The organism is Marinobacter adhaerens HP15 (genome assembly GCF_000166295.1).
Lineage (GTDB): Bacteria > Pseudomonadota > Gammaproteobacteria > Pseudomonadales > Oleiphilaceae > Marinobacter > Marinobacter adhaerens.
The window spans coordinates 3030485-3043144 of record NC_017506.1 but is presented as its reverse complement, the minus strand read 5'-3'; the positions used below and the strand labels follow the sequence as shown (position 1 = coordinate 3043144).

General features: G+C 58.3%; 10 protein-coding genes. 6 read left to right on the top strand and 4 right to left on the bottom strand.

The genetic code is table 11. From position 1 onward, the window contains the following. Positions 1 to 57 precede the first annotated feature (57 nt). The 3 genes from HP15_RS14395 to HP15_RS14385 all read left to right on the top strand — a co-directional run bounded on the left by HP15_RS14395 (position 58) and on the right by HP15_RS14385 (position 4577). The gene (locus tag HP15_RS14395; protein ID WP_014578156.1) at positions 58 to 909 is read left to right on the top strand and encodes a DUF6502 family protein; all 852 of its coding nucleotides are present in this window, start codon (positions 58 to 60) and stop codon (positions 907 to 909) included. Positions 910 to 985: 76 nt separating this feature from the next. Beyond that, entirely contained in the window at positions 986 to 2509 is a 1524-nt protein-coding gene (locus tag HP15_RS14390; RefSeq protein ID WP_014578155.1) for a DUF5666 domain-containing protein, read from the top strand. 127 nt (positions 2510 to 2636) lie between these two features. Further along, positions 2637 to 4577: a methyl-accepting chemotaxis protein gene (locus HP15_RS14385; RefSeq protein WP_014578154.1), complete on the top strand. Its 1941-nt coding sequence runs from the start codon at positions 2637 to 2639 to the stop codon at positions 4575 to 4577. Here the strand turns inward: HP15_RS14385 and HP15_RS14380 are convergent. Next, positions 4574 to 5548 (bottom strand): NAD(P)H-dependent flavin oxidoreductase, encoded by a 975-nt coding sequence (locus HP15_RS14380; RefSeq protein ID WP_014578153.1) that lies wholly within the window; start codon positions 5546 to 5548, stop codon positions 4574 to 4576. The genes HP15_RS14385 and HP15_RS14380 overlap by 4 nt on opposite strands. Before the next feature lie 126 nt (positions 5549 to 5674). Here HP15_RS14380 and HP15_RS14375 point away from each other — a divergent pair, with 126 nt between their 5' ends. The 3 genes from HP15_RS14375 (at position 5675) to HP15_RS14365 (ending at position 8314) form a co-directional block, all read left to right on the top strand. After that, a complete protein-coding gene (locus HP15_RS14375) occupies positions 5675 to 6406 on the top strand; it encodes a DsbA family protein (RefSeq protein WP_014578152.1) in 732 nt (243 codons plus the stop codon). A 135-nt stretch (positions 6407 to 6541) separates the two neighbouring features. Continuing rightward, entirely contained in the window at positions 6542 to 7561 is a 1020-nt protein-coding gene (gene trhO / locus HP15_RS14370; RefSeq protein ID WP_041645530.1) for an oxygen-dependent tRNA uridine(34) hydroxylase TrhO, read from the top strand. Between the two features lie 21 nt (positions 7562 to 7582). Then, positions 7583 to 8314, top strand: coding sequence for a DUF481 domain-containing protein (locus HP15_RS14365; RefSeq protein WP_014578150.1), 732 nt, complete (start codon positions 7583 to 7585; stop codon positions 8312 to 8314). Here HP15_RS14365 and HP15_RS14360 read toward each other — a convergent pair. The 3 genes from HP15_RS14360 to HP15_RS14350 form a co-directional block, all read right to left on the bottom strand. Next, the gene (locus tag HP15_RS14360; protein ID WP_008175265.1) at positions 8311 to 9258 is read right to left on the bottom strand and encodes a YbgA family protein; all 948 of its coding nucleotides are present in this window, start codon (positions 9256 to 9258) and stop codon (positions 8311 to 8313) included. The two genes, HP15_RS14365 and HP15_RS14360, sit on opposite strands and share 4 nt — an antisense overlap. Positions 9259 to 9361: 103 nt before the next feature. After that, a complete protein-coding gene (locus HP15_RS14355) occupies positions 9362 to 11605 on the bottom strand; it encodes a glycosyltransferase (protein WP_014578149.1) in 2244 nt (747 codons plus the stop codon). Continuing rightward, positions 11602 to 12660 carry a lysylphosphatidylglycerol synthase transmembrane domain-containing protein gene (locus HP15_RS14350; RefSeq protein WP_014578148.1) on the bottom strand — a complete coding sequence of 353 codons (1059 nt, stop codon included), beginning with the start codon at positions 12658 to 12660 and terminating at the stop codon, positions 11602 to 11604. The genes HP15_RS14355 and HP15_RS14350 overlap by 4 nt, the downstream gene beginning before the upstream one ends.

Sequence of the window (12660 nt, the reverse complement as noted above, 5' to 3'; positions counted from 1 at the left end):
GGTGTTGTCGGCCCGCATTCTGGCTTTCGAAGTCGCTATGGGAATACAATCCCAAACATGAAAAAGCCCAACCCCCTGCATCAAGCGCTGTTTCGCATTCTGCGCCCTCTGGCGAGGTTGCTGTTGCGCAATGGTATTCCTTTCGGTGAGTTCTCCGAGCTGGTTAAACGTGCCTACGTGGAAGCCGCCCTGGAGGACTTCACCGACGACCGGAGAAAGCCCACGGACTCACGGGCTGCAGTCATGACCGGGCTGACCCGCAAGGAAGTCAAACGCCAGCGGGAGATCCTGGCAGGGGAGGATGCTGGGAGCCGCGACGTGCTTCATACCAACCGGGCGTCCCGTGTGGTATCGGGCTGGGTCCACGATGCGGTGTTTCAGGCCAAGGACGGAGAGCCTGCAATGCTGGCTTTCGACGGGCCTGCAAGCTTCAGCGAGCTGGTCAAACGCTACAGCGGCGACATGCCGCCCCGTTCCGTGCTGGATGAACTGCTTCGGGTGGGGGTGGTCTCCGTGGAGGGGGAATCGGGCCGCCTGGTCCTGCAGCAAAGGGCCTTTGTCCCGGCCGGAGACAGCGAGGAAATGCTGCAGATTTTCGGTGAGGACGTATCGGATCTCATCGCAACCATTGATCACAATCTGGTCAGTGACGAGTCCGGGCAGCCACCGCTGTTCCAGCGAACCCTGACCTACAACAATATCCCTCCGGAAGTGATGGAGCGCTGGCGCAGGCACGCAGCCGAACGGTCCCAGTCTCTTCTGGAAGAACTGGACAAGTGGCTTGGTCCCCATGATCGGGATATATCCGGTCAAGAGACTGAAAGTGTATCCGGTGAGCCCGTCCGAACCGGCGTGAGCATCTTCTTCTTCGAAGAGCCCGCCGGAAACGGCGGCCGGGGTGGGGAATAAAAAAGTTTCCGCAGGCGCTTTAAAGAAGCGATATGACAGATGCCGGCCAGGAACGCCGGCTACGGAGATAAAAGTTATGAAACGGCACTTCTGCAATCGTGTTATTGGGCTGGCAGCCGGAACAGTGGTCTTCGGGGCGATCTCCGCCTGCGGTGGCGCTGGCGGAGGCCTTGATGTTGCCGATGGTGGTATCCGGGGCACCGGGTCCAGCGTTGGTCCGGTTTCCGGATTCGGGAGTGTTTTTGTTAATGGCGTTGAATTCAGCACCGATGACATTCCGAATCGGGAAGTGGAAAGCAACGATGGCATCACCGCTGAGGGCCTGCTGAGCGAAGGAATGATTCTCAGGGTTGAAGGCGAGTGGTTTGATGATGGCAAAGGCACGGCCGAGAAGCTCAGTTACGACGATACATTGCGGGGTCCGGTAGACCTGGTGACTGCCGATCCAAGTGGTGCCGGTGAATTCGTGACCCTTTCAGTGATGGGGCAATCCGTGCGGGTTGATCGCCAGACGGTGGTTCGCGGCACAACTTACGCCACACTGCTTGGCGAACCCTCTATCACAGATCATGTCCGTGTCAGCGCCTGGCGTCAGGCCGATGGCTCCTATCGGGCCGGCTACATTGAGGTCATCAATCCGGATCTGACTAGTATCGAGTTGGAAGGCACATTGTCAGCGGTGGATATATCCCAGAATCAATTCACGATTGGCACGATCACCGTTGAATATGATGAGAACAGCGTCAGTTTCGGATCAGACCTGACCGAGGCGAACCTGATCAACGGCGCTGTCCGGGAGGTAGAAGGAACCCTGTCAGGAAGTGTGTTGACTGCCGCCACCATTGACCGGGACGACGCCCGACGCTTCAGTCGCCGCAGTGCCGACGATATCGAGTTTACTGCAATCATCGATGCGTCTTACGCGCCTTCCGGTGCTGGCACACTTCCCGGCGAGTTCACCATGGGAGGCCTGACCGTTCGGGTGACAGATGCAACCGAACTGGATGACAGCATTACTCTCGACGAGCTTACCGAAGGCCTCCTGATTCAGGTGGAGGGGCAATTCGTCTCGGATACGGTTGTTGAAGCTGAGGAAATTGAACTGCGGGACGGCGACGCAAAAATCAGGGGCGTGGTTTCGTTAACGACCGACAGTGCGTTCTTCATCGGGGGCGTTGAGGTCCGGGTAGGTCCAAACACAACGTTCACCGTTGAGGACGGTTCTGACATCACACTCCAGATGCTTCCTGTGGGCAATACCGCAGTTGAGGTTGAAGGCATCGAAAAGGAGCTGGGAGCAGACATCTTCATCGATGCGTTGAGGGTAGAAGTTGATAGCGAGGAGGCTGACTTCGGAGATCGTGACAAGTTTGAGCTTGAGGGCCAGCTTCGTGGCATCTCCGCGATCCCCGGAACCATCACGCTCTTCGGGGTGCAGATAAACGACTCAAGTGCCGATTATGACAATGTGTTGAGGGGCGACATCGTTGATGCGTTCTTCGGGAGTGATGCGCCGATCATTCTCGAAGTGGAATATCGCAAAACGGCCTCCGGATATACGGCCGATGAAATCGAACTCGAAGAAAGCGATGACGATTAACTACAAAACCCGTACATAAAAGCGCGCTATTCAGGCCCGGGTTTTGCTATACATACGGACACGCCAAGCAGGGACGCTGTTGCCGACTGTGCAGGATGCATGAAGCACACATGCTAGCGGAGTCCGTATGTCACTCAGTTTTATCCGGCGGCTGATCTCTAGCCGCCTTCTCCGACCGGTTTTTGTTGTTCTGGTCGTTGCCGGTCTGGTTCAGGTCCTGGTCAGCCAGTGGCTGATTTCCAGCCAGGTAGAGCGCCTGGTAGACACCGCAGGGTCCGCCCTTGAGGCCAGTAGCCAGCAGGTCAGTGCCTCCTTCGGGGATACCCGTGAGGATGTCCGATCCCGCCTGGAGACCATGCGGCAGAAGACCACCGAGGAACTCTCCGCCGAACTCACCCGCCAGCAGACTGCCCAACAAGAACGCGTTGCCGGCAACGTTCGCACCGCTGTCATGGCGGAAGCTCAGGGTCTGGCTGATGTCCTCGCCGCTGTTGCGGCCCCGCTGATCTGGGATCGGGATGTCCCGCGCCTCACCGATCTTGTCGAGCTGGCCGACGCCCGTGAATCCGTTCTGTTTGCCGTGTATTACGACCAGTACGGTGAACGCCTGACCCGTTATGTGGACCGCACCGATGACCGGGTACGCACCTTAATGGAGCAGGGGGAAGGTCGTGGTGCGGCAAATCGGGTCCTGGATGCGGCAAGTCGCGACCCCAACGTGGTCATCATTACGGCCGATATCGCTCCCCAGGGTTCCGCCATTGGTCAGCTGAAGCTGGGACTGTCGCTCGAAGGCATCAATCAGGACCTGGCGGCCCTGGAGCAGGAATTCAGCGCTACCATCACCGGCAGCATCGACGCGCTGCATGACACCCTCGAAGCAGAAACCGAGCAGGTTAACCAGCGCCTTCAGCAGCAGTTGGCGAGTATGGACGCTGACACTCGCTCCAGAATCCAGAACACTGTGGAGGCGTTGAATACCGAAGCCTCGAGCCTCTCCGCCAATTTGAGCATGTTGGCAATCGGTTCCGTGGTGGTTCTGATCCTGCTGGTGGCACTGGTGCTCGGCGGAGGCTTGCTGCCCAGAGTTTTCCGTTTGAGCTCGGCGATCTGGGGTATCGCCGATGGCGAGGCCGATCTTACCCGCCGGGTGTCCATGAAAGGCAATGATGAGCTTACGGAGATGGCCGAGGGCGTGAACCGGTTCATTGCCCGTATCCAGGAGCTGGTCTCCGACGTGAAAGAGTCTGCCGAATCGGCCGCCGGCCAGGCCCAGGCTCAGGGTGACATCAGCCGCAGTGCGGTGGCGGCCGTGAACCGTCAGGAACAGGAAGTGGCGGAGGTGTCCGGCACCATGGATGCCATGTCCCGGAGTATTTCCGAGGTGGCGGAAAACATTCAGGATATCGCAGGCTCGGTCAGCAACGTCAGTTCCGAGAGTGAGGCCACCGCGGGGATTTCCCGGGAAGTGCGGAACCGGTTGGATCAGGTAGTCCGTAATGTTGAACAGGCGGTGGAAGCGGTCAATCAGCTGGACCACCAGAGCAAGGAAATCGGATCGGTGCTGTCGGTGATCGGCGCCATCGCAGAGCAGACCAACCTGCTGGCGCTCAACGCCGCCATCGAGGCCGCGCGTGCCGGAGAATCCGGCCGGGGCTTTGCCGTGGTGGCCGATGAGGTCCGCACTCTGGCGAGCCGGACCCAGGAATCCACCACCGAAATCCAGTCCATCATTGAACGTCTGCAGCAGGGCAGCCGGCAGGCTGTCAGCGCCATTGGCGAGGTGTCAGGGCAGGTTGCGGAGTCGTCGTCGGAGTTCCGTCGGGCTGACGAGCATTTCGACCGGATCAACCAGTTGCTCAGCAGCCTTCAGGATCGGGCCATGGCTATTTCATCCGTGGCGGAAGAGCAGGGCCGGCATGCCAGTGAAGTCAGTGTGAGCGTGAGCGATATTGCAGGCTCCTCCCGCGAGACGGTGGAAGCCATTGAGCGCTCCGACGAGGCCAGCGGCCAGATTGCCCGGACACTGACCTCGTTGAAGGATAAAGCCTCACAGTTCCAGGTTTAGGAACCTGTCGATAACAGGCGCTCCCGGGCGTTTCTGTACTCCTCGGACAGACGGCTCACCAGTTCCGGGACGGTGAGCACGTCGTGGATCTGGCTGACGCCCTGGCCGGCCGACCATACGGTTTTCCAGGCCTTGGCTTCATCATCAATGGGCTTCAGCTTTTCCCCGTAGTTGATCTCGCCGGCCTGGTTAAGTTTGTCCATGGGGAAGCCGGCCGCTTCCAGGCTTTGGCGCATAAAGCTGGCGGGCACACCGGATACCGCCGGGGTATGGATAATGTCGCCAGACACTGCCTCAATGATCATGTTCCGGTAGGCCTCATCGGCCTGGGACTCGAACGTGTTTATAAAACGGGTACCCAGGTAGGCCAGGTCCGCACCGAGGGCCTGGGCCGCCAGCAGATCCTCACCATGGGACAGCCCCCCGGCCAGCAAAATCGTGCCGTCAAAGACTTCCCGGATTTCATGCACCAGAACGAACGGGTTGATCGTGCCCGCATGGCCACCGGCACCCGCTGCCACGGCAATAATGCCGTCCACACCGGCTTCGGCCGCCTTGCGGGCATGCTTCTGGTTGGTCACGTCATGGAACACCACCCCGCCGTAGCTGTGCACCGCCTCCACCACCTGGCTGGCGGCGCCCAGGGAGGTGATGATAATGGGCACCTTGTGTTTAACACACAGTTCCAGGTCTGCCTGCCAGCGCGGATTGGTCCGGTGCACGATCAGGTTCACGGCGTAGGGCGCCGTTTTTGCTTCCGGATTGGCGCTTCGGTAAGCGGCCAGCTCATCGTTCATCTGGATCAGCCACTCCTCAAAGCCCTCGCTGGTGCGTTGGTTCAAAGCCGGGAAACTGCCAACGATGCCCTGCTTGCAGCAGGCGAGCGCCAGTTCGGGCCCAGAGATCAGAAACATGGGTGCGGCCACCAGGGGCAGTGAGAGAGAGTCTGTCAGGGAAGCGGGCAATGGCATGAGGATTCCTTAATTTTTGTTGGAACTTTTGTAGGATATAAAGGATCTTAGCGTGCCACGCCCGATCTGAAAACGGTCGCGAGCTAATTAATTCCGGAAACCAGAAACACAATAAGGAGTCCCTCCATGGGTGAAGCAAAACGTCGCAAGGAAACCGGTGCGCCGCCGCCCCAAAAAGGAAAATCAAACAAGCTTTTGTATGCGGGTATCGGACTGCTTGCGCTTGCGGCAGTGCTTCTTGGTGTATTTTTCCTGACCGCTCCACCAAAACCCACGTCTGACGGGCTGCCTGTGGCCGCTCCGAATGCCGAGGACTTCCCCGCCCAGTTAGACCAGTTCGGTGTCTCCGTGGGTCCCGACGACGCACCGGTCGTGGTGCGTGAGTTTGCCGACTATCAATGCCCCGCCTGCGGCAACTTTGCCTCTGCCAGCAAGCAGTTGAAGGAAGAGTATGTGGCTGAGGGCAAGGTTCGCTTTGTCTACTTTGATCTGCCATTACAGCAGCATCAGAACGCCATGCTGGCCGCCCAGGCAGCACGCTGTGCCGGAGACCAGGACGCCTACTGGGCCATGCACGAACGCCTTTACGATTCCCAGACCGAGTGGAGCGGTTCAAACGATCCGGTTGCCACCTTTACCCGCTACGCCGGTGATCTGGGCCTTGAAGAGCGTCGCTTTCGCCGTTGTATGACCACGGAATTGCACCGTGAAGCAGTCGAACAGAGCCGCCAGGTGGCCATGCAACTGAGAGTCACCAGTACACCGACGGTTCTGGTGGATAACATCCGCCTGACCCGTCCCGGCTGGGGGCAGCTCTCTGCCGTAGTTGAACGTGAACTGGCCAACGGGGCGGAGTGACCTGTTGAGCCCCGGGTAACCCCGCACTTGATCGTGAGCCTGAGTTGGTTAAAATTTGCGCCCTCTCAGGCTCCCGCCTTAGATGAACCCCGAAACCATGCTCCGGATTTACGGTCCGGCCCGCAGGAGAACATGATGAGCAACAATGTTGTTGTCTGCGCACTGTACAAGTTCGCAGTCCTGAACGATTACAAATCCCTCCGCCAGCCGCTGCTGGATCTGATGCTTGATAAAGACGTGCATGGCACTTTGCTGCTGGCGCGCGAAGGCATCAACGGTACCATTGCCGGCAGCCGCGAAGGCATTGATGCCGTGAAAGCCTGGATCGCCAGCGACGAGCGGTTCGACGGCATTGATTACAAAGAGTCCTTTGTGGACATCCAGCCGTTCAAACGCACCAAAGTGAAGCTCAAGAAAGAGATCGTCACCATGGGTGTGGACGGTATCGATCCGAAGCGGATTGTTGGCACGTATGTGGATCCCAAAGAGTGGAACAATCTGATTTCCGATCCGGACGTGGTGCTGGTGGATACCCGCAACCAGTACGAAGTGGAAATCGGGACGTTCAGGAATGCCGTCAATCCGGCCACGGATACCTTCCGGGAGTTCCCGGAATACGTGAAGCAGAACCTGGATCCTTCGAAGCACAAGAAGGTGGCCATGTTCTGCACAGGCGGTATCCGTTGCGAGAAATCCACCGCCTATCTCAAGGAGCAGGGTTTCGAGGAGGTCTATCACCTCAAGGGCGGCATCCTGAAATATCTGGAAGAGGTACCGGAAGAGCAGAGCCTGTGGCACGGAGAGTGCTTTGTTTTTGATGATCGGGTAACGGTTAACCACCGGCTGGAGCGTGGCGATTACGACCAGTGCCATGCCTGTCGCAGGCCGATCACCGAAGAAGACAAGCAGCGCCCCGAATATGAGCAGGGTGTGAGCTGCCATCAGTGCATCGATTCGCTGACCGAAGAGCAGAAAGCCCGGTTTGCCGAGCGTGAACGCCAGATGCGTCTGGCAGAGGAGCGGGGCGAAGCCCACGTGGGCGGAGAAGCTGCACGCATCATCGCCGAGCGTAAGGCCCGGAAAAAGGCGGAAAGAGAACGTCAGGCCCGGAAAAGCCTGGATGGCGAGAGGGCGAGAAGCACCGACGGGGCCTGACCAACCCAGAAAGGAGACTTCATGGATTTACGACTGGCTGTAGCCATTACCGCAGTTGCTATCGCGCCCTTTGCCAGCGCGCAGGACGCCGATAACTGGAAGGGCGAAACCGAACTGGGTGTGTTGATTACCTCGGGCAATACCGAAGAGACCAACATCAAGGGGCGCCTGGGGTTGGTCCATGAAGTCGAAACCTGGCGCAACACCGGCGAATTCCGCACCAACTATTCCGAGACTGAAGACGAAACCACTGCCGAGAAATATCAGGCCGCCCTGGAGACCGACTACAAGTTCGCCGAGAACCAGTACTGGTTTCTCCGTGGCTCCTATGAAGACGATCGCTTCTCCGGCTACGACTTCGAATCAACCGTAACCACGGGTTACGGCAACCGGGTCTGGAACTCTGGTGAGCGGTCCTTCCTCGACCTGTCAGCCGGTGTCGGTTATCGGTATAACAAGCTGGATATGGTGAATGCCGAAGGCGAGGACACCGAGGAAGAGGCCATCGCCCGCCTTGCTGGCCAGTTTGATTACGCCCTTTCGGAAAATTCCCTGTTCCGTCAGAAGCTCAGCACCGAAGTTGGCCTGGACGAAAACAACACGGTGACCGAATCGGAAACATCGCTGCAGGCGAACGTGGTGGGCAACCTCTCCATGAAGGCGGCTTTCCGGGTCAAGCACGTGTCTGACGCTCCGGCCGGCTCCGAAAACACCGACACCGAAACGTCACTCTCGCTGCTCTACGGTTTCTAGACGTTGTTTCTGAGTCCCAGCTCATCGGGATAAGGCGTCAGGTACTGCTGGGCATGCAGGTAATCCACCGGCTCCCTTCTCTGGGCCATACGCAGCAGCGTCATGGGAACCACCAGCGGTACCTCGCCCCGATGGTAGGCCTCCATCTGCTCCATCAACACCTTGCGGTCTTCATCGCCCATGGAATCCCTGAGGTAGCCCATCAGATGCTGCATGGCGTTCATGTGTGAACCCCGGCTTACCTTCTTGCTCATGGCCTCCATGAACTGGTGGATGTAGCGTTCAGCAATGTCTTCCAACGGCTCGGACTTCAGGTCTCCAAGCATCGGACCAAGCTGGCGGTAGATCTTTTCGGAGTGAGCCAGAAGCTGGAATTTGTGGCGGGTATGGAATTCAATCAGCGCCCTGGCCGAGAGCTTGTCTCCGGCCACGTTCTGCATCCAGTCGTCGTAGGCGAAAACCCTTTCAACGAAATTCTCCCGGATCATGTTGTCGTTCAGTCGGCCTTCCTCTTCCACCGGCATCAGCGGGTAGGCCTTCAGCAGCGCCTCGGCAAACATGCCCCGGCCATCCCGGCGGGTTACATTGCCATCCTCGTTGTGTACTTTGATCCGCTCCATGCCACAGCTGGGGGACTTGGCCATCAGGATGTAACCACGAAGGTCTGCCAGGGTCGGCATCACCTGTTCGATGAAGCCCTGCATGGCATCAGTGTGATCCGCCGCACCCTTGGTCTCGATCAGGCGCAGGCCATCACTGTATTCGCGCAGGTGGATCGCCGGGCGCGGAACGCCCAGGCCCGCTTCCAGCTCCGGGCAGATGGAGCGGAAATCAAAGTGTTTCGAGAGCACCTGGGTGCAGTAGCGGGAATGTTTATGGCCGCCATCATGGCGAACTTCCTTGCCCAGCAGGCAGGTGCTGATTCCGACGGGGATGCCGCTCACGTTAGTCTCCGATAATTAACCAGGTCTGATAGCTAAAACTGTCTTTGTAATACGTGAATTCAGTCTAGCCCGATCAGGCCGCTGCGGAAAACTGTAACCCCAACTATTCAGGATGGATTATCGAGCCTTTTCGTTTCTTCGCGGCCATGGCGAGTGTGGTGGCGTAGATGGTGCGAACGTCTTGGGCGAACTGCTCTACGGAGTAGTCCCTGGCAAACTCCAGGGCCTGTTCGGAGAGTTTTTCGCGCAGCTCGTCGTCTTCCAGCAGTTTTTTGACCTGCGCCCGCCACTGGTCCTGTTTTTCCGGCGTCTTGAAGCCGTTGAACCCGTGTCGGACCACGTCTTCAATACCACTGGAGCGAACCGCTACGACCGGCAAACCGGCAGCCATCGCCTCCAGAATCACCATGCCCTGGGTTTCGGAGATGGAGGCGAACAGGAAGGCATCCCCCAGTCGGTACCAGATGGCCATTTCGTCCGGCGGCACGGCACCAACAAGGGTGAAGTGTTGTTCAAGTCCCAGGTCTTCGATCTTCTTCTGCAAGCGATCCTTCTGGTGGCCATCGCCGATCATCAGGAACCGGAAGGGCACATCGGTTTCCCGCCGCAGGGCATCAATGGCCTCAATCATGAAGTCGATATTTTTCTCGTTCGAGAGCCGGGAAACACTGACAAACACTTTCTCATTCCTGAGCTTCAGCTTCTCCCGGAGTTGTTCGACGTCCTTCTCCTGAACCTCCTGGAACTTGTGATATTCAATGCCGGTAGGCTGCACGAAGGTCGGTGTTTTAACCCCGATCATCCGCAGGTATTCCTCCGTGGAGTAGGTAGGCACGATCACGCCGTCGCACTTGTTGGCAAAGCGTTTGATCAGCGCGTGGGAAATCAGGTTCCGGAACAGCATGCCGGGCAGCGGCACGAAGTGGGCGTAATGCTCCAGGCGGGTGTGGTAGGTGTAGATGGCCGGGATGTTCAGGGTGCGCGCCACGAACAGGCCCAGCGACCCCAGCCAGAACGGATGGTGCAGATGGATGATATCCGGCTTGAATGCCCGTACCCGTTTGCGAATCCGCCCGAGGAAAATATTAGCCAGCCGGAATTCCCGCTTCTCGCCCATGGCCAGTAGCGAGGGCACTCGCAAAACGTGGGATTCGGTTTCCGGCTGCCCCTTGTAGCGGGGCGCCACGACCAGCAGTTTATCGCCAAGCGCTTCCAGGCCCCGGCGCAGCCGTTCAATGGAAATGGGTACCCCACCGATGAACGGCAGGTAGTTGTTGGTAAACATGGCCACCCGCATCGGTCTGTCCAGCCAGGGCGAAGGGTCCAGGTCGTAGTCCGGGTAATAATCCTTGCCGATGAAAATGGCGCCGTACAGCTTGATCGCAATGGCCGCAAACACGGCGACGATCAGAATAAAGTTCAGATACCCGGTATAGAACAGCGAGTAGATAAAGAACCAGAGGCTTTCCAGGCGCTTCAGGATCGGGTGCTGGCCCACCTTCAGGCGCTGGAGGCTGTGGCTTACCTCGCCGTTGGCGTCCACGTTTACCCGCACGTAGTGATAGAAGCTGGTGTCATTGTTCATCACCAGGCCACCGGCACCGCCGGTCGTCACAAACGTGGTCTCGCCTACCTGCTCCTCGGCATAGAGCGAAAGATTGGCGGAAAATACCCGGTCCACGCCATGGTCCCTGATTGCCGCCAGCAGGGCATCCCGGAACTCGGGGGGCGCCAGGTAATCTTCTTTCTGATCGAACGGGGCATTTTCGTCCGGGTGCAGGGGAGGGTGGCCAATAAACAGTATCCGAGCCCGGGAGGTGTCCTGGGCCAACAGGTCTTTCAGCCAGCGGATCTGCCAGCGCCAGGGTGTTTTGCCGGTGCTGTCCAGGAAAATCAGCCGGCTGTTACCGGCCTCGATACTGAAGAAGTGCGGGCCGAAGTGATCGTAGAATCGGAAGCTGCCAAAATCCTCGTACTCGTGGGCACCGAAGGTAAGCAGATAGGGGATCTCCAGGTGGCTCAGAGTGCCGTAGAGTGCCCGGTACTTGTCTTCGCCGCCACCACTGACAGCGTTCCCCGCCGAAACCAGAAAATCCAGCCCGGATCGATTCAGCTCCGGGATGATGCGGTCCTCGAAGATGCCCACCGAGTTATTGATATTGCCCACCACCGCAAAACTGAAGGGCTCGCCGGGTTCAAGTGCCTGATAAATCCGTTCTACCTGCTCGGTATGTACCCCCTCGAAATCCTCCGTGAACAGATTCAGGTAGGTCTTGTAGCCAACCAGCAGAAACACCACCAGAAGGCAGAGGTAAAACAGCAGCTTGAGTGGGTTGCGGAAGATCATCCGGCTCTCCTGCGATTGGCAACAAGTTCCTTCTGTAGCACCACCAGCCCGATAATCATGCCCAGATAGATGGTCAGCAGACGCCAGCAGACGATGACCAGAATCAGGTGGTTTCCCGAGAGGATATCCCGGAAGAAGCTCCCGAAAACACCCTCCGAGATGCCTGAGGCGCCCGGCGTGGGCGAGAAGTACATCACGAAGGTGGTCACAACCAGCAGGCCCACGGACATCACATAGTCAACACGGTAGTCCAGGCTGTGCATCAGCAGCGCCGGGAAGCTGAACAGGCTAAGCAGAAACACGGCGGTGAACAGGATGGACAGCCAGACGAATACCGGCGCACCACGCAGGTAATCACCAAAACTCCGTGACAGCCGGAGCATTTCCCGGCGTGCCTTGAACTGCCAGCGCCGATGGCGGGGTTCACTGATCAGATGGAGCCGACGCGCGGCCCTCAGCAGCCGGGTCAGGGGGCCGATCAGCCAGCGGGTCCGGAACAGCAGAACCAGGAAAAAGCCGAGGTACAACACAATCAGAACTGCCAGAGCGGTACCGATATCGCCAGTAATGGAATTGCCGTCCAGGGGTTTGAGCGTGAGCAGGAATACTGGCGTCAGCGAAAATATGAACAGCACCGCCAGGATCGTCCGGATCGTGGTCGCAGCCGTCGCACGCCCAATCGGAACGCCATGGTGGCTCAGAAACCAGATCTGGGCGAAACCGCCCCCGGTGGCCATCGGCGTGATGTTGGAAAAGAACAGATTGATAAACACCAGTCGCACCATGGCCGGCAGGGGAATCCTGTGCCCCAGGGCTCTCAGGGTAAAATAGAGCCGAAGGCCATCCGAGATAAAATAAACCAGCAAAAGGCCAGCCACCGATAACAGGGTTCCCGGAGCGATCAGCCTGGTATCGAAGGTAAGGGTGCGCTCGGCGAACAGATGGTAAACGGCATACAGCCCGGCAGCGGTGAGCGCCAGAAACAACAGACTGAACATCGCCAGTCTTTTTCCAGAAGCGCGCTTTGAATAGCTGATTTCAGTGGAGTCAGTCAT

Excerpts from the sequence above, each read along its gene's own strand:
- trhO (WP_041645530.1), top strand. The coding sequence starts at position 6,542 with ATGAGCAACAATGTTGTTGTCTGCGCACTGTACAAGTTCGCAGTCCTG.
- HP15_RS14385 (WP_014578154.1), top strand. The coding sequence starts at position 2,637 with ATGTCACTCAGTTTTATCCGGCGGCTGATCTCTAGCCGCCTTCTCCGA.
- HP15_RS14390 (WP_014578155.1), top strand. The coding sequence starts at position 986 with ATGAAACGGCACTTCTGCAATCGTGTTATTGGGCTGGCAGCCGGAACA.
- HP15_RS14350 (WP_014578148.1), bottom strand. The coding sequence starts at position 12,660 with ATGACTGACTCCACTGAAATCAGCTATTCAAAGCGCGCTTCTGGAAAA.
- HP15_RS14375 (WP_014578152.1), top strand. The coding sequence starts at position 5,675 with ATGGGTGAAGCAAAACGTCGCAAGGAAACCGGTGCGCCGCCGCCCCAA.
- HP15_RS14365 (WP_014578150.1), top strand. The coding sequence starts at position 7,583 with ATGGATTTACGACTGGCTGTAGCCATTACCGCAGTTGCTATCGCGCCC.
- HP15_RS14395 (WP_014578156.1), top strand. The coding sequence starts at position 58 with ATGAAAAAGCCCAACCCCCTGCATCAAGCGCTGTTTCGCATTCTGCGC.
- HP15_RS14355 (WP_014578149.1), bottom strand. The coding sequence starts at position 11,605 with ATGATCTTCCGCAACCCACTCAAGCTGCTGTTTTACCTCTGCCTTCTG.
- HP15_RS14380 (WP_014578153.1), bottom strand. The coding sequence starts at position 5,548 with ATGCCATTGCCCGCTTCCCTGACAGACTCTCTCTCACTGCCCCTGGTG.